This window comes from Rossellomorea sp. ABR4_004, assembly GCF_056159585.1.
Map to the genome: position 1 here is coordinate 1,288,293 of NZ_JBSWVM010000001.1, position 18,023 is coordinate 1,306,315.

General features: G+C 41.2%; 14 protein-coding genes and 1 other annotated feature. Of the genes, 4 read left to right on the forward strand and 10 right to left on the reverse strand.

The genetic code is table 11. From position 1 onward, the window contains the following. Positions 1-116: 116 nt before the first annotated feature. From mbcS to ACXAF2_RS06860, 4 genes are all read right to left on the reverse strand, one after another. A complete protein-coding gene (gene mbcS / locus ACXAF2_RS06845; protein WP_475137926.1) occupies positions 117-1,700 on the reverse strand; it encodes an acyl-CoA synthetase MbcS in 1,584 nt (527 codons plus the stop codon). Positions 1,701-2,739: 1,039 nt separating this feature from the next. Beyond that, positions 2,740-2,943, reverse strand: coding sequence for an alpha/beta-type small acid-soluble spore protein (locus ACXAF2_RS06850; RefSeq protein ID WP_044339433.1), 204 nt, complete (start codon positions 2,941-2,943; stop codon positions 2,740-2,742). 85 nt (positions 2,944-3,028) lie between these two features. After that, a complete protein-coding gene (gene thiI, locus ACXAF2_RS06855) occupies positions 3,029-4,240 on the reverse strand; it encodes a tRNA uracil 4-sulfurtransferase ThiI (protein WP_475137927.1) in 1,212 nt (403 codons plus the stop codon). Beyond that, positions 4,237-5,388 carry a cysteine desulfurase family protein gene (locus ACXAF2_RS06860; RefSeq protein ID WP_475137928.1) on the reverse strand — a complete coding sequence of 384 codons (1,152 nt, stop codon included), beginning with the start codon at positions 5,386-5,388 and terminating at the stop codon, positions 4,237-4,239. Before ACXAF2_RS06860 ends, thiI begins: the two co-directional genes overlap by 4 nt. 342 nt (positions 5,389-5,730) lie before the next feature. On the opposite strand from ACXAF2_RS06860, the gene brnQ reads away from it, so the two are divergent. After that, positions 5,731-7,071, forward strand: coding sequence for a branched-chain amino acid transport system II carrier protein (gene brnQ / locus ACXAF2_RS06865; RefSeq protein WP_475137929.1), 1,341 nt, complete (start codon positions 5,731-5,733; stop codon positions 7,069-7,071). A gap of 65 nt (positions 7,072-7,136) precedes the next feature. Here the strand turns inward: brnQ and ezrA are convergent, their stop codons facing one another. Beyond that, positions 7,137-8,831: a septation ring formation regulator EzrA gene (ezrA, locus tag ACXAF2_RS06870; RefSeq protein WP_475137930.1), complete on the reverse strand. Its 1,695-nt coding sequence runs from the start codon at positions 8,829-8,831 to the stop codon at positions 7,137-7,139. 269 nt (positions 8,832-9,100) lie between these two features. Here ezrA and hisJ point away from each other — a divergent pair, with 269 nt between their 5' ends. Continuing rightward, complete coding sequence (gene hisJ / locus ACXAF2_RS06875) at positions 9,101-9,889, forward strand: histidinol-phosphatase HisJ (protein WP_475139131.1); 789 nt, start codon at positions 9,101-9,103, stop codon at positions 9,887-9,889. Positions 9,890-9,947: 58 nt separating this feature from the next. Here hisJ and refZ read toward each other — a convergent pair whose 3' ends face one another. Continuing rightward, complete coding sequence (gene refZ, locus ACXAF2_RS06880; RefSeq protein WP_315634265.1) at positions 9,948-10,601, reverse strand: forespore capture DNA-binding protein RefZ; 654 nt, start codon at positions 10,599-10,601, stop codon at positions 9,948-9,950. A gap of 284 nt (positions 10,602-10,885) precedes the next feature. Here refZ and ACXAF2_RS06885 point away from each other — a divergent pair, with 284 nt between their 5' ends. Next, positions 10,886-11,371 carry a GAF domain-containing protein gene (locus ACXAF2_RS06885; RefSeq protein ID WP_475137931.1) on the forward strand — a complete coding sequence of 162 codons (486 nt, stop codon included), beginning with the start codon at positions 10,886-10,888 and terminating at the stop codon, positions 11,369-11,371. Positions 11,372-11,419: 48 nt separating this feature from the next. On the opposite strand, the gene megL is transcribed toward ACXAF2_RS06885, so the two are convergent. The 3 genes from megL to ACXAF2_RS06900 all read right to left on the reverse strand — a co-directional run bounded on the left by megL (position 11,420) and on the right by ACXAF2_RS06900 (position 15,245). Next, positions 11,420-12,601 (reverse strand): methionine gamma-lyase, encoded by a 1,182-nt coding sequence (gene megL / locus ACXAF2_RS06890; protein ID WP_475137932.1) that lies wholly within the window; start codon positions 12,599-12,601, stop codon positions 11,420-11,422. A gap of 161 nt (positions 12,602-12,762) precedes the next feature. Beyond that, a complete protein-coding gene (locus ACXAF2_RS06895) occupies positions 12,763-14,595 on the reverse strand; it encodes a sensor domain-containing diguanylate cyclase (RefSeq protein ID WP_475137933.1) in 1,833 nt (610 codons plus the stop codon). A gap of 41 nt (positions 14,596-14,636) precedes the next feature. After that, positions 14,637-15,245 (reverse strand): hypothetical protein, encoded by a 609-nt coding sequence (locus ACXAF2_RS06900; RefSeq protein WP_475137934.1) that lies wholly within the window; start codon positions 15,243-15,245, stop codon positions 14,637-14,639. A 347-nt stretch (positions 15,246-15,592) separates the two neighbouring features. On the opposite strand from ACXAF2_RS06900, the gene rpsD reads away from it, so the two are divergent. Further along, positions 15,593-16,195, forward strand: a complete 603-nt coding sequence (rpsD, locus tag ACXAF2_RS06905; protein WP_034765742.1) for a 30S ribosomal protein S4 — start codon at positions 15,593-15,595, stop codon at positions 16,193-16,195. 148 nt (positions 16,196-16,343) lie between these two features. On the opposite strand, the gene tyrS is transcribed toward rpsD, so the two are convergent. Beyond that, positions 16,344-17,606 carry a tyrosine--tRNA ligase gene (gene tyrS, locus ACXAF2_RS06910; RefSeq protein WP_475137935.1) on the reverse strand — a complete coding sequence of 421 codons (1,263 nt, stop codon included), beginning with the start codon at positions 17,604-17,606 and terminating at the stop codon, positions 16,344-16,346. 52 nt (positions 17,607-17,658) lie between these two features. Further along, positions 17,659-17,867 (reverse strand) — a binding site (T-box leader). Positions 17,868-18,023: the final 156 nt, after the last annotated feature.

Here is an 18,023-nt window from a genome sequence, read left to right on the forward strand (position 1 = left end):
GGCTACCCGCGGAAAGCGTAGTCTTGCACGGAAATCATTAGCGGTGTTCAGAGACTACACTAAATTGTTAGTCTTTAGTCCGTGAATTTATGGTTTTGTTCCAGCCTCATCCCTGACTAGTTATTAACTGAACTCATTTCTTTTTGTCTCAGCTCGATTCTTCTGATCTTTCCTGAAGTTGTTTTCGGCAATTCTTTCACAAATTCAATTTTACGCGGATATTTGTATGGTGCTGTTAAGTCTTTAACATGCTGCTGAAGAGCAGGAATCAATTCGGGATCTTCTTGATTCACATCATTTCGCAGTACGACAAAGGCTTTCACGATCAGTCCCCTTACTTCATCGGGACTTCCTACAACGGCACATTCCTGAACCGATGGGTGCTTGACTAAGGCATCTTCCACTTCGAATGGTCCAATGGTATATCCGGAGCTGATGATGATATCGTCTCCTCTTCCTTCGAACCAGAAGTAGCCATCTTCATCCTTTTTCGCTTTATCACCTGTAATGTAATAATCCCCTCTGAATTGCATCGCCGTCCGCTCGGTATCTTTATAATAATTTTTGAATAGAGCAGGTGTTTCTACATGAACCGCGATATCCCCAACTTCTCCGACTTCACATGGATACCCTTCCTCGTTGATGATTTCGACTCTGTTTCCTGGAGTTGGTTTCCCCATTGAGCCCGGTTTCATCTCCATGCCCTTCATGATGCCGACGAGGAGCGTATTTTCGGTTTGGCCATAACCATCACGTACTTCTATATTAAAGTGTCTCTTGAAGGCGTCGATGACTTCCCTGTTCAATGGTTCTCCAGCCGAAACTGCACTATGTAATTGATTTAGTTTATATGATCCGAGATTATCCACTTTGGCCATCAGGCGATACTCTGTTGGTGTACAGCACAGAACATTGACTTCATTGTCCTGAAGCAACTGAAGATATTTGTTAGGGTCGAATTTACCTTGATACACAAGTCCGGTGGCCCCGGACCCAAGTACAGACAGGAACGGACTCCATATCCATTTTTGCCACCCCGGACCTGCAGTAGCCCAAACCGTGTCTCCCTCATCAATGGATAGCCATTCACGGGCTGCCGTCTTCAAGTGAGCGTATGCCCAGCCATGGGTATGGACAACTCCTTTAGGGTTTCCAGTCGTCCCTGACGTATAAGAAAGGAACGCCATATCATCACGCTTTGTATCTGCGAAAGGTAATTCATCAGAAGCTGTTTTCATTTCATCCTCTAATGCAATCCATCCTTCTTGTTTGTCTCCCACAACAAACTTTTGGAGATTTTCCATTCCTCTAACGTTTTCAAACTGCTCAACAAATGGAGAGTAAGCTACAATTCCTTTCACGTCACCGTGGTCGATTCTGTATTCCAGATCCTTCGTTCTAAGCATCTCTGAACTTGGGATCACCACGAGCCCGGATTTAAGAGCAGCAAGGTACACAGCGTACGCTTCGATTAAACGGGGAACCATCACAAGGATGACATCGCCTTTTTCCAGGTTCGAACCCAAGAAAACGTTTCCAATTTTATTTACATTGTTCAATAATTCCCGGTAGGTGATTTCGGCTTTCGTTCCCTCTTCGTTTTCCCATTTAATTGCAAGCTTCTGTTGATCACCTGCGTACTTCTCTACTTCTTCTACTAAATTGTACTTTTCCGGTGCAATTAGTTCTTCTCTCTTCATTCTGACTCCCCCTTGTTTGTCGATTCTTCTCTATTATACAAAATAATTCAAATTTTTTAAATTATTCGTTTATATTTTTCCTAAATACAAATTCTGAGGATTTTCGACAAAGGGATAATAAATTAAGGATGATTTTCAAAATCAGATCAAAAAATAACATTATCTTGCAAAGAAAATTGCTCATTTCTTAAAGTTGTCGCTATCTTTAAGATGAAAGTAATAGTTGATTTTCTCTACAGGATGCTCGCTTTCCGCGGGACTGGCGAAGGGGCTCAAGTCTCATCCACCGGTTTTACAAAACTTAATTATTCTTCTAAAAATGAGTGGTCGTGTAAAAACATGGACCGTTCCTTTCCGCTCCAGGCACAAGATTCCCCGCGGAGGAAGTCAAGTGCCTTCCGCTACAATCCACTCTGTACTTCTATATTCTGGCTTCCTAATTACGTTTTGGAAAACACCAGAAAGCACTTATTGTAGATATGTTTAGAGTTAGTTCCAAGAAACAAACTTAACGTCGTAACGAAATATCTCGATAATTATATTTCTTGGTTCCCAGTGCTGGAGAGTATCCATCATCAATTTAATGAAGTCACGATTAACGATATGATAATAATTTTGTCTAAAAGAGTTTAAAGTAAATAATGAAAACACTTGGAATTTAATCGATACAACCAACCTTTTTGATATTGAATATGAATGGTAATTCTACACCCGTTATCAATTACTTAGTGATTCACGGAAAATCATCAGAGAATAACAAAAGCATAAAAATTATTTCATTATTGAAGAATTTAGTTGAATAACACCCTAAAGAGGCTGGGACAAAAGTGTTTTAGTCTAAGGCCGAGGAGGCTCACGAGCTACCCGCGGAAAGCGTAGTCTTGCACGGAAATCATTAGCGGTATTAAGAACCTACACTTCAATTGTTCATCTTTATATCGTGGTTTTTTAGTTTTGTCCCAGCTTCTTTCATCATAGTAAAAAAGAATAAAATAAAAAGGAGCGAGAGAATCTCGCTCCTTGTAGCCATTGTATTTAATTATTTTGCGTATCCGCCACCGATTTGTTGTTCAGCCATTTGAACTAAACGTTTAGTGATTTCACCACCTACAGAACCGTTAGCGCGTGCTGTTGCATCTGGACCAAGTTGAACTCCGAATTCTGAAGCGATTTCGTATTTCATTTGGTCGATTGCTTGTTGAGCTCCTGGAGCTACTAATTGATTTGAACTTCTGTTTGCCATGTGTTTTCACCTCCTTGTGAGTATAGAATGTGTAAAAACACATGGCTTCATGCAAAGAAAATTGTTGGTAAATAATCCTAAATTTTTAGAGTAGTTCGTCAAAGGTTTTTTCTACATTTGAACCGGTTGATCCATCAATGGTGATGGTTTCAGTACCCTCGACGGCTTCTTTAATAAGAGTATCAAAATCAACAAAGCTTTCATAATATGTCACTTTATCTTTTTTAGGTCTTGTTTTTGGTGCAGGCGGTGTGAAGATGGTACAGCAGTCTTCATATGGAAGAATCGAGATATCATGTGTATCGATCTTTTGAGCGATATCAATGATTTCAAGCTTGTCCATGGCGATGAGCGGTCTGAGTACCGGTGTGTTCGTCACATCATTAATGGCCTGCATGCTTTCTAACGTCTGACTCGCTACCTGTCCAAGACTTTCCCCGGTCACCAGGGCCAATCCTTCGTTCTTTTCACGAATCTCATCAGCAATAAAGAGCATCATCCGTCTCGTTGAAGTCATCGTGTAATTTTCAGGAACCTGATCATGAATGGTTTGCTGAATTTTCGTGAACGGTACGATATGCAATTTCACCTTCCCACTGAATGCAGACAGTTTCTTGGAAAGATCGATCACCTTTTGCTTTGCCCGCTCACTTGTAAAAGGTGGGCTGTGGAAATGGACCGCCTCGATTTCAACGCCTCGTTTCATCGTTAAATACCCTGCTACCGGACTATCGATGCCTCCTGATAGCATGAGCATCGCTTTTCCGCTTGCGCCAACCGGCATCCCCGTTGAACCTTGATAAATTTCCGAGGAGAGATAGACACCCTCTTTTCTAACTTCTACATTAAGGTTAATATCGGGATTTTTCACATCCACTTTTAATCCATCCATATTTCGGAGGATATAGGATCCCACTTCGTAATTCAATTCGTTTGTGTCCATGGAGAACTTTTTATCCGCTCTGCGGGCAGATACCTTGAAGGTTTTCCCCGGTGTGAAACTCTTTTGAACGAGGGCCAATCCTGCTTGGCTGATTTCCTCGATATCCTGAGCCACTTTGACAACCGGACTGAAGGATTGGATTCCAAAGATTTTCTCCAATCTTGGGATGATCTCTTCCCCGTTCTCGTCCCCTAACTGGATATGCAAACGATCCCGGCTTGCTGAAACTGAAATCGTGGGGAAATCTTTCAATGCCTGCAAAATATTTTCCCGCAGCTTGGCCGTGAACATCTTCCGGTTTCTGCCTTTTGTTGAAATTTCACCGTATCTGACTAGTATGCGATTATAATTCATCGTGATCTCCTCATTGTCTTTTGTAATTGTTCTATTTCTTTCTTTAGTAACTGCATGAATTGACGGCACTCTTCCATCGTATTGTGAAAAGATAGACTGATACGAATGGAGCTGTTCGCCTGGCTCTTTGATACACCCATGGATAGAAGGGTCCGACTTGGTTTGCTTTGCTTTGATGAACATGCACTTGTAGTAGACACGAACACCTCATGGAGGTCCAATGCGTGAACGACGACCTCACCTTTAAAATCTTCTATAGAAAAGTTAAGGATGTGAGGAGCATGGTGCTCCACTGGTGTATGAACGATCACGTCTTCCATTCTTTCCAGTTCTTTTCTTAAATATCGCTGGTTTTCTTCCATCATAGGAAGCTTTTGTTTACTTTCCGTAAGGTGCATCCTTAATGCCTTTGCAAATGACACGATTCCACCTGTGTTCTCCGTACCGCTTCTGAGATTCCCTTCTTGCTCCCCCCCTGAAATGATAGGGGATAGCTCAAGTCCGTCCCTCACATAGAGCATTCCAGTACCTTTAATGCCATGAATTTTATGAGCGGAAATGCTGCATAAATCAATATGCTTTTCGTGGAGAATAAGGGGGACCTTCCCGCATGCCTGAACAGCATCAACGTGAAAAAGGATTTTTGGATAGTCAGAAAGCAGCATCCCTATCTCCCTGATCGGCTGAACACTCCCGATTTCGTTGTTCACCTGCATGACAGAAACGAGAATGGTGTCTTCCTGTATGGCGTCTTTTACTTGTTCAGGTTGAATCCTTCCCTGCGCATCGACATCAAGGTAGGTCACAGAATACCCGTAGGTCTCTAATTGTTTAACGGCACTCCGGACGGAAGGGTGCTCTATATTCGTCGTAATAATATGCTTCCCTCTGTGACCGTATTGTAAAGCCGTCCCCTTTATCGCCAGGTTATTCGATTCTGTTCCACCAGAGGTAAAGAATACCTCTTTCTGCTTTATATCTAATAATGAAGCCACTTGTTCCCTGGACTGTTGAATTAATTTCTCTATACGCCCTCCAAAGGAATGAATCGATGAAGGATTAGCATAAAAGTGTTCATTCACTTTAAGAAATGTATCTAGTACTTCCTTATATGGCTTGGTTGTTGCACTATTATCTAAATAAATCAAGATTTCACCTTCTTTTACTTGTGGTGACCTGCGAATTTCACAGTAATATATTCAATCATTAATCTTACCATAAATCATCCTGAACCCAAATCTTATTCAACATGCAGGGCAGGATATTATTGTAGCAATACTAATTTTCTCAGATCATTCGAGAATTTTTTGCAATTTCCAAAAATAATCATTGAAAAATGACAGAATTTTTGCGAGAATCATAAAGGAAATAATGGCAAAAGTTATTTAAATATACTAAATTGTAAGACTATTTAGTATTTCGACATTTTTCTACAATCTTATGATAAGATAATTTTGCTTATGATAACGATTACAAACGGAGGGGTATATATGAATGAGAAAGCGCTGTCATTCAGCCAAATCTTTACGATAGGATTAATGCTCTTTGCTCTTTTCCTCGGAGCAGGTAATATGATTTTCCCGCCCTTTTTAGGTCAACAGGCCGGGGAACATGTGTGGACCGGTATTATCGGTTTTCTCATTACTGGAGTAGGACTTCCTTTATTGGGCGTTATCGCCATCGCCAAATCTGGAGGAGATCTTCAGACACTTGCAAATCGAGTTCATCCTTTATATGGACTAGTCTTCACGGTTGTGATGTACTTGGCCATTGGACCATTTTTTGGGATTCCGAGAACCGGTACGGTTGCTTATGAAATCGGAGTGATCCCATTTTTACCTGGAGATGTTGCCAAATACGGAACTCCTTTATTCATTTATACGGTCATCTTTTTTGGATTAACCGCATGGCTTGCGATGAATCCTTCAAAGCTCGTAGACAGAATCGGAAAGATCTTAACACCTTCCCTGATCGTGATTCTTACGATCTTAGTGGTCAAGAGTATCGTAACTCCTATGGGAGATTTCGGAGCACCGAACCCCGCTTATCAGAATGGAGCGCTGTTCAAGGGATTTATTGAGGGGTATCTGACGATGGATACCATCGCGGCTTTAGTATTCGGGATTGTGGTCATTAATTCCATTAAAGACCGTGGTGTGACGAGTAAAGCAAACCTCACTCGGATAACAATCATTGCAGGGATCATCGCTGCCATCGGTTTAGCACTTGTTTATTTATCCTTAAGTTACATTGGAGCTACAAGTACTGATTCAATCGGTACTCAAGCTAACGGTGGTGCCATTCTATCAGCAGCAGCGAGTCATTTATTCGGTTCTTTAGGAACAATCATCCTGGGACTGGCGATCACGTTTGCATGTATCACTACGTCAGTCGGACTAGTTTCTGCATGTTCACAATATTTCGCAAAGATTCTTCCGGTATCCTATCCGAAGTTAGTGATCATCATGTCTGTATTTAGTATGATTATTGCCAATATTGGGTTGACTCAGCTGATTGCTGTATCATTACCGGTACTCATCTTCATCTATCCATTGGCCATCGTATTGATCTTACTGTCGTTCATGCACAATGGTTTTAACGGATATTCTCTTGTATACGTGGGAGCCCTGATTCCAACAGGATTGATCAGTTTAATTGATGGGATTAAAACTGCCGGGATTGACGTGACTGCCATCAGTCAATCACTTGAATTCCTTCCTTTCTATTCACAAGGGATCGGCTGGTTAGTGCCTGCTATGATCGGTGCCATCATTGGGTTCGTCATTGCTGCACTTGCGGGACAGACAAAGCGTACAATTGAAGCCAGTTAGTTACATGAAAAAAGGACTGATTTAGAAGTTCATTCTAAATCAGTCCTTTTTATTTATGATGATGATTACTTTTCCTCAATATCCATCATTTTCTCGATTTTCTTAAGAGCACCCGGCTCGACTTTTTCAATCGTTGTTGCCGCTTCTTCCAATGCTTTGCGGTAATCGTATTGACGGAAGGATTCTTCAGCAGACTGAAGACCATCCCTGACTGAACTATACTTACTGCGGTAGCGGTTTCCATATTGAATGATTTTCTCGGATAGAATCACGTTTTCGATCAGATCTCCCGTCTTCGTGTAAAAATGATCGACAGTGTCTTCAGCTCCAAGTAGTGTTTCTTGAACAAATTTCATGTTTAAAGGCTTTTCGGTTAAACTGGCATTCACTTGCTCAATCTTCCGATGGACCTCATCGAGAAGATCTTTGTAATCAGCAGGTAAGCCGGGTACATTACTCTTTGAAATCATGCGGCTCGCTTCAGCCACCTTTTTCTTAAGCTCCTGGATTTTTTCGCGGGTTGCCAGTTCATCCTTACGCAAGTTTTGTAAGTAGATGGAGAATTCACTCTGTTCCCGATCCAATTCTTCCAGACCGTTTCGGATTTCTTTCAGCTCATCACTCAGTAAGGAGTACGCAGTACCATTCGATTCTTCTTTATTCATCAACATTTCGTGACGCTTTGAAAGCTGAATGATCTTCGTCTCAATTTCGTACGGTGTATCAAGGTCCGCATCTTGAAGATGGTAGCCTTGTTTCACAAGCGTTACTTCAGATTGAATATCTTCATTGTCTTCCTTGGCCTTGATCAATCCTTCAGTCGTCTGATCTTTATACTGTTGGACAAAATGTTTGGCATGTACTTCTTTTTCCAGTAAATCATAAAGGTTATCGACCTTTTCTTTAATTTCCTGAATTCCTTCTTCTACTTCTTCTACCTTCAGCTCTTCAAGATTTTTATTAAAGTGGAGCAAGGTATCCTTCAGGGATGCAACCTCATTCTCTACATCAATATGATCAAGCTTGTATCCTTGTCCTTTCATCTCCACGTATCCCGCTTCGAGCTCGGACAACTGTGCAGGCAAAAGGTTTTCGCAATCGGTGATCAGTTTCGGAACCGTCTCCATTTTGTAGGAAACATCCTTCATTTCCTGTGCAAGGCTAAGGACTATTTCTCTTGCATCCAGATAATTCCCCTGCTCTGTTAAGTCATTGAATTGATTCATCTGTTCAGAGAGCTTATCCAAAATGTTCTCTATGTACTTAGCGGTTTGACCATATGTATGACGATACGCAAGTAACTGCTTTTTACTGTTTCGATAGTCTTCTTGAAGAGATTGAATTTCTTCACGGTTCTTCTCTTCGCTGCCGATCAGTTCATTTAATTCTGTCAGAATTTGCTCGATTTTCTGTTCGGTCTCAGTCAGGACCTTGTCGATTCGGGATAGGATCTCTTTCGTTCTGGTAAATCGAAATTTATCGGTGTACTCTTCTGCATCGAATAGTAGTTCTTCAACATCAGGAAGCTGCACAGCAACAATCTCATCCCATCCCTGTCTCCAACCGTCAAACAATTCCTCTGTTTGTCCTGTCATATTCAATTGTTTCACTTTGGAGAGTTCATCTGAAACCGGCTTGTTCATAATATCTATTTTCCAAGCTTCATAGCGATCAATTTCAGCGTAATATTTTTTTCTAGAGATAAATCCGATAAGGAATATGATTAAGATAAGTATTATTCCAGCGATGACGTATTGCATCTTAAGCCCCCTGTTCAACTATTCAGTAGACATCTATATCAATTTGAATGTTTCATTAATAAATTCTCATTGCTATAATGATACCATGTTAACGACAATTTTTGACTATTAATTTCTAATTTTTCAGTGATAAAAAGTCATTTTCAGCAAATTCAAGGAAAAATAGACTTTTTTTATGTATTTTTAATATTACTTTTTATTTTTCAGGCTGTATACGAAAAAAGCCTCTTTTAGAATTAATCACTATTTACAAGGAAGTGAAGACTTTGGTGAAAGTGGACGGTCATATTCATACCCCTTTTTGTCCTCATGGAAGTGACGATACATTTGAAATGTATATAGAAAGAGCGTTGTCTTTAAACTTTTCTGCTATAACATTTACGGAGCATGCGCCACTTCCCCAGGGCTTTGAAGACACAACCCCGGACAAGGATAGCGGTATGAATCCATCACATCTTTTGGAATACGTTCAAATTCTGGATATCCTAAAGGAGAAATATAAAGATAAAATTACGATTCGTACAGGGTTAGAGGTCGATTACATTGCAGGCTTTGAAAAAGAAACAGCTGAATTTTTAACTACTTACGGACCCCGCTTGGATGATAGTATTCTTTCCGTCCATTTCTTGGAGCACGGGGGAAAATGGGATTGCCTGGACTTCAGTCCTGATGTATTCCAATCTATGATTGCTTATTACGGATCCGTCGATGCGATTTACGAACACTATTATGATACCGTAATAAAGTCTATCAGAGCTGACTTGGGACCCTATAAGCCCAAGCGGATCGGCCATATGACCCTCGTAAAGAAATTTCAAAGGCTGTATCCGGCTTCCCATGCTTTTTTAGATAAAACCTCTATGATATTAAAAGAAATGGCCTCAAGACATTTGGAGTTGGATTATAATGGGGCAGGCCTGGTGAAGCCCTACTGTGGTGAGCCCTATCCCCCTACAGAAATCATTCAACAAGCTCATTCTTTAGGAATCAAAACCGTTTATGGCTCAGATGCCCATACAGCTGCAGGTGTCGGTCAAGGCAGAGCAGAGATGCTATGATAAAAACAAAAGAACTCTTCTATTAACTTCGAAGAGTTCTTTTGTTGCTTTTCCCGGCTTAGATAATAAGTTCTTTCTTCATGATTTCCTTCGCTTCGGAAACGAGAAGTAAATCGATCCACTGATCAATATTTTTATAGTATTGATCGATAAAATAATATTCCTGCGGGAACATTTGCCACACTTCTCTTAGTTGCTGGCTATTGAGAAAGGGCATCGTCAGCATGGATTTGAGCTGAATCACCAAAAAGCTAACAGGTTGTTTCTTCAGGGCATGATCTTTCATCCCTTGTTCAAACAATCGCTTCATATAGTGTCTTTCTTTCATTAAGTAGGAAGAAATGATTTCACGCACAACCTGCGAATCAATCGACACTTCCCTCCAGATGAACCTGGATAATTGATGATGTTCACTTTGGAATTTCAAGATTTTGTACACTGCCCGCTTTAAGCATAAATCCGCACTTACATAGTTCAAGGCTTCCACTTCTTCCTGAAGAAAGCGCAGATACTGTTCAAAGAAATGAGTGAAGCACGCTTCCAGGACACCCTGTTTTCCTTTAAAATAATAGGAGATGGTAGCGGGGTTGACATTCGCTCTTTTTGCTATATCCCGGACAGAGGTCCCATCAAAGCCGTGATCATAAAACAAATACACGGCTGCTTGAAAAATGGCATCTTTCGTCGGTATGGAGGTATCTAGTTTTTTCATATTTCCCCTTCTTTCAAATATGATAGGCGTATGAAAAAAACAGTGACAGGAATTCAATCTATTAAAAATCTTTTGATGAAAAAATCTAAATCATTGAAGGTTTGAGTGAATTATGCTAAAAATGGTTCAATAGATGTTTCTATTATAGTTTGTTTACTCAAAGAATTCGTGTTTTCATGTGGATTTCCTTTAAGTATTTCTCGACAGGATTTGTTGTACAGAGGGCTTTGGGAAACAAACGGACATGAAATAACGCACATTTTGTAGAATTGGGGGAGTTGTTGGTGTTTAAAGCAGAAAAATATCAAGGTACAAAGGAACAGGGCTTTGGTCTTGTGACGAAGCAACTGAAAGCTTTATTAGAAGGCGAACCAAATCAAATCGCGAACCTAAGTAATGCTTCTGCCCTCTTAAATCAATTTATGGACCGTATTAACTGGGTAGGATTCTATTTATATGAAGAAGAAAGCAATCAACTGGTGTTAGGACCATTCCAGGGACTTCCTGCATGCGTAAGGATCCCACTGGGCCGAGGGGTTTGCGGTACATCTGCTAGCGAACAAAAAACACTTTTGATCGATGATGTTCATGAATTCCCCGGACATATTGCATGTGATGCAGCCTCTCAATCAGAAATCGTCGTCCCACTTGTGAAAGAGGGAAAACTGATTGGTGTTCTGGATATTGACAGTCCGGAAAAAGCCAGATTTGACGAAGAGGATCAAAAGTACTTGGAGATTTTTGTGGAAGAACTATTACGCCACTTATAAACCACTTAAAAAGGAAGGAACCGAAAAATTGGTTCCTTCCTTTTTTACTTATGCCTTATTCAAAGCCTTAGCTAAATCATCCCAAATATCCTCCGGCGCTTCCAATCCTACGGAAAGCCTTAGGAGAGTGTCACTGATTCCCATGCTTTTTCTTGACTCTTCAGGTACGACTGCATGAGTCATGGTCGCCGGATGCTGAATCAATGTTTCTGCATCCCCCAGACTTACGGCGATCTTGATCATTTCAAGATCATCCATCAGCTTCTGTGCCTCTTCCTTCGAACCCTTAATCGTAAAGGAAATCATTCCTCCGGCTTTCTTCATTTGTTTCTTCATGACCTCATGTTGAGGATGATTGGAATGGCCCGGGTAAATCACAGATTCTACTGCCGGATGTTCAGCTAATAGACCTGCAATCTTTTCTGCACTTTCACAGTGACGGTCCATTCGCACCGCCAACGTTTTTAACCCCCGCAATAATAACCATGCGTCAAAAGGAGAAATGATTCCTCCAATATCCTTCTGAGTCGTCATGCGAATTTCTGCCATCTTTTCCTGTGATCCCACAACCAGCCCTGCGACCACATCTCCATGACCGCCGATATACTTCGTTGCGCTATGGATGACAATATCGCATCCAAGTTCCAACGGTCGTTGTAAATAAGGTGAACAGAATGTATTATCAACCACTACAGGAATCCCTTTTTCACGGGCGACCTTCACGACTAGCTCAAGGTCAATTAATTGCATGGTTGGATTGATCGGTGTTTCTACATAGATACAGCTCGTATGTTCTGTGATTTTCTCCCGGATTTCCTCTTCTGTACTCATGGATGAAAAGTCATGATGAATGGAGAATTTCTCTTGAAGTAACTGAAGTAAACCGAACGTACAGCCATAGACGCCTTGAGAGCATAGAATATGATCTCCTGATTTGGTTAAGGAGAATAATACAGCGGATACAGCTGCCATGCCGGAACCAAAGGCAAGGGCAGACCCGCCCCCTTCCAATGATGCCATCCTGTCTTCCAGAATCGATACTGTCGGGTTACCCAGTCTTGAATATATATATCCTTCCTCTTCACCGGCAAAGCGATTTTCCCCTTGTTTCGCATTTGCAAAGGTATAAGTAGAAGTTTGATATAAAGGCGGCGCTAAACTATCAAAGTGCTGAGATGATGCATACCCCTCATGAATCACCCTTGTTTCAAAACGCTTCTCTTCTTTCATACAGTATTCCTCCCAGTATTCCCTTTATGTCTAAGTAACTACTATTCTAGAATATGATAACCACAACAAAAAAGAAAGCGGTTACACTAAAGTGATAAAGGAAAATGTCCAACAAAGAAGAACCCGGAAAAACCATGTCGGCTCCGGGTTCGGGATCTCTCTTATTCCAGGATGATTCCATCACAATCTTTCACAACCTGATTCTTTCCGTTATTTTTCGCATGATAGAGTGCTTCATCTGCTTGCTTGACTAATTCCTTTACAGATTTGGGAAACTGTTCGTCCCTTACTCTCCATGTGGATAAGCCACAGGACAGAGTCACGGAAGGATCTGTGTTCAGAGGAATCTCCTCGACAATGCGTTGAGCAATGTCAGAACCCGCCTCATGGTCAAGGGAAGGCAGATAGACCGCTAATTCTTCTCCTCCCCATCTGGCAACAAATCCATGATGACTGACGATGTCTTTAATCAGGTTCGCCACTCCGATAATGACTTCATCACCAATTTGATGGCCGTAATTATCATTTATCGCCTTGAAATCGTCAATATCGATCAAAAGTAAGGTTCCCACTGAATCCTTGTTCATCGAAGATTCCATTTCATCATCTAGATAATTTCGTGCGAATAATTTAGTCATATGATCGGTAATGACCATTTGCTCCAGTTTCTCACGAAGGGTGGCATTGGTGATTGCCAGAGTCGAATGATGGATAAACGACTGAAGCAGCTTGTACATATCAAAGGAAAACATGTACGGTTCTTTATGTAACACTATACAAAACCCGAGCAGGGCTTCATTTTGAATCATGGGCACGGCCATAACGGAAGGAAAGACCGCTCCCTCCTCGAATCGATCACTTACATCCCCTAAAAAGATGGCATCCCGTTCCTTCTCGATTCTCGCCATTACATAGGAGATATACTTCTCACCTTCTTCTTCAAAAAAAACAGAAGAGCTTTCCTCCAGGATTTTATACTCCCCTTTTTGAAGGAGAACAAATCCGATTGCTGATGCCTGAAAAGATCGTTTAACCTGTTTCTTTAAAAACAAGACGGTATCCGTTAATCGCAAATTTAAATTTAACTGATGGGAGGTTTCATTAATAAGCTGCAAATCGGTAATGAGCCTCTTAGACTGTTCATAAAGTTTGGCATTTTCAAGGGCATTCCCTGCCGTATAGGCAAGTAAGCGAATGAACTCGATCTTCTGTTCCGTAAAGGTGAAATGGGTCTTTGACTTCACTTCGAGAACGCCATAGATCCCCTGTTTTCCTTTTAAAGGTGCATACAGGACATCCTGTTCCTTCACTTCGATACTTCCATTGACAAATGCCTGCATGGCAGATTCATTGGCACGATCAAAGTCAAAGTTTTTAATGGGGAGTGTCCCGAATTCATACCGGTCGTTAGACAACAACAAGTGGAACTCATCGATTGGAAACACCTGCTTCAACGTTTCAATGATCTGCACGAGAAGCGTATGGACATCCCTTGTTGAGTGAAAGATCTCCGTTACTTTAAATAATTCCCTGTACCGTTTTTCATCTTCGAGTACGGTCTGGATTCCACCTGTATGCTGTAAAAATTGATTGCTGGCTTCCCAAAAGGAATGAAGCCAGCCATCGTCTTTCACTTTTTCACATTCATTCCTTTTTACTAAAAGCATCGCCAGAGGACTGCCATCTTTATTCGTAAAGTGAAAGCGGATGGCGCAATCATCCTCTTCCTCAACCATTACAGGACGAAAAATGTATTTCTCCTTTGTTTCAGCAAGTGTGAGGGGAACTTCCTCATTGTCACTGGGCTGATATAAGAAATAGGCAGATTCGTTGTAAAAATATAAAAATGCCCGATCAATATCAAGGCAGACTTTAATGATATCCAGCCACTTTTGCAAATGAGCAGAATGCCCCAACTCTACTGACATTTCTTCATAGATCAAATCAAACAGCTTTGACTTATATTTAAGCAATGAATTATGAACAACGTACATTTTTCTCACCCACACCTAAAAGGTTTGTGAAACTATTAACATCATTGACCTTGAGCCAGCACCAGATCTTCTTGTAATACCACGAGCCATAATGGCTGATCTACCGATAAGGAATGGACTTCCGCAGGTTCAGCTTTTTGATCTGACACATCCAGTTGAACCGGGTCTTTGTCCTCTCTTAGGGAAATGTCTATCAACTGATGATGCTCGTCATATGTAAAGGGTTGTTTACTGGAGATCACCGAAGAAGGAGCCTCCTTCTTCTCTTGTAAAACCTCTAAAGATTTCGAAAATAACACCCATTGTTTCTTATCTAATTGGACCCATATCCCCTCTTTACCTTTGGAGAGTCCTATCTTTTTCACTCTTTTCTGTAACGACACACTATGTAATACCTTAAAATAATACTGATTGCTTCTATCAAGTTCATATATAATAAGGACAGGCTGATCTTGAGCCATTTTTGCTACAACGATGATGGGGTTCTGCTCTCGATTTCCTGCAGATAATACTTCCGCATGAATCGATTGCCCAGACTCATCTACTTTTTCCGAGGAATCGGTAGAATAAACAAACCCTCCTAAAACAACCAGGACGCACAGACCGATCAATGCAAATCGAAGGGTCTTTTCTCTTTTTGATTCTTTCAACGACATTCACCTATTCAACATATTTTCCAACTTTTATTATATCACAAAAAATGACTTTTGGACTATTTTGTTTAGAGAATAACCCACGCATGAATCTATGAAATCTGTTCATCTTAAAATACTTCCTTGACTTCTATTCACTCCCGTCATATAATATTCTTTGTGTAAAATAATGCAGCTTCAGTGAAGTCCTTTATGATCGTATTTTGTTCCTCTACATATTGAGGTGTATCTTGTAACCCTCTGCTGCTAGGGCGAAGGTACATGAAAACAAAATGCACATAATTGTTTATTCACAGGTGTTTTTATTTTACAACAAAATAAAAACAATAAAGGAGGAGTCATTCATGGCTCGATATACTGGCCCAAGCTGGAAATTATCTCGTCGTCTTGGAATCTCTCTAAGCGGTACGGGTAAAGAATTAGAAAAGCGTCCTTACGCTCCTGGACAACATGGTCCTAACCAACGTAAAAAAATCTCTGAGTACGGTTTACAACTTCAAGAGAAGCAAAAACTTCGTCACATGTACGGAGTAACTGAGCGTCAATTCCGTAACCTATTTGACCAAGCTGGCAAATTACAAGGTAAACACGGTGAAAACTTCATGGCGCTACTTGAGTGCCGCCTGGATAACGTTGTTTATCGTTTAGGTTTAGCTCGTACTCGTCGTCAAGCACGTCAACTTGTTAACCACGGTCACGTAACAGTGAACGGATCTCGCGTAGACATCCCTTCATTCCGCGTACTCCCTGGTCAAACAATCTCAGTTCGTGAAAAATCACGTAACCTTGACATCATCAAAGAAGCGATGGAAGTGAACAGCTTTGTTCCTGAATTCCTAACTTTCGATGCTGACAAATTAGAAGGTACTTTCACACGCGTTCCTGAACGTTCTGAATTACCGGCTGAAATCAATGAAGCTCTTATCGTTGAGTTCTACTCTCGTTAATCTTTGTAAGAAAAACACTGTCCATTTTATGGGCAGTGTTTTTTTGTGTTTAAAACATGAGAGGCGTATAACTTTTTCCCAGAATAAAGCACGGTACCCGCTCCACAAAAGAGAAACGGATACCGCACTGTCAGATTCAATAATAGTATTATACGTACTGAATTCTAAAATATTTCTTCTTTCCGCGGCGAATGATGGTAAATTGTCCTTCGATCATGTCTTTTTCATCCATCACATGCTGAAGGTCTGTTACACGTTCACCGTTAAGGTATACTGCACCATTTCCGACATCTTCACGGGCTTGTCGCTTTGATGGTGAGATTTTCGCATTGACGAGAAGGTCGATCAATCCGATCTCTTCTCCTTTAGGCTGTTCGAATGAAGGAACATCTTTGAATCCTTCTAAAATTTCAGAAGCCGATAACGATTTGATCTCACCACTGAATAATGCTTGTGTGATGCGGATCGCTTGATCCAGTGCTTCTTCGCCATGAATCAGTTTTGTCATTTCTTCAGCCAGTGCCTTTTGCGCCTTGCGAAGGTGAGGTTCCGTCTCAACTGACTGTGCCAGAGCATCGATCTCTTCGTGTGAAAGGAATGTAAAGTATTTCAAGTATTTCACGACATCTGCATCAGCCGCATTGATCCAGAACTGGTAGAACTCGTAAGGAGATGTCTTCTTCGGGTCCAACCAGATCGCGCCACTTTCGGTTTTACCGAATTTACTTCCATCGGCTTTCGTTACGAGTGGAATCGTGAAGCCAAATGCCTTCGTTTCTTCTTCATGGGTACGTCTGATCAGTTCAAGCCCAGTCGTGATATTCCCCCATTGATCGCTCCCACCGATTTGTAGCTTACAATTGTAGTTGTCGTATAGATGATTGAAGTCCAGGGCTTGCAAAATGGTGTACGTAAATTCAGTGAACGAAATACCAGATTCCAGGCGTGACGCAATCGTATCTTTTGCCAGCATGTAATTCACACCCACATGCTTACCGAAATCACGAAGGAAAGTGACAACATCCATCGCTCCAATCCAGTCATAGTTATTCACCATCACTGCACCATTGTCCCCTTCGAAATCAAAGATGCTCTCAAGCTGCACTTTAATGCTCGCTACATTCCCCTGAATCGCTTCAATTGTCTGCAGTTTACGCTCTTCATTTTTACCGCTCGGGTCACCGATCAAGCCTGTTGCCCCTCCCACTAGCACAAGTGGACGATGCCCTTGATTCTGGAAGCGTCTTAATGTCAAAAATGGGAGCAGATGCCCGATATGCATACTGTCTGCTGTCGGATCGATCCCGCAGTAGATGGAGATGCTTTCTTTATTCAACAGGTCCTTCAACCCTTCAGCATCCGTTTGTTGATACGTGATTCCACGCCAATCCAAGTCCTTTATCAAATCCATGTTTTTTCCTCCTTTTTTGTAAAACAAGACAACAAAAAAGTCCCTGCATATATGCAGGGACGCTGTCGCGCGGTACCACCCAAATTAAGGAATTACATCCTTCACTCATTAAAGATAACGGCTTTAACCGTTTGCTGCTACTAAGGTTCACAGCAAAAGCTCCAGGATGTAATTCATCGGCCATTTGTGTCAGTTCACAGCTACCACTGACTCTCTTTATAACAGGGAAGGCAGACTACTTATTCCTCTCATTGCGATCACACGTTCATTTTTTTGTAAGTAAATCCGACTGTGTGCCGGATCGTCATTCATTTCGCTATATAAGGTTTTTACCATATTCTAAAATATTAGTCAACTAAACGCATGATAAAAGACCATTTTATTTGACTTTTTACGACAGCCTTCCTGTAAATATGC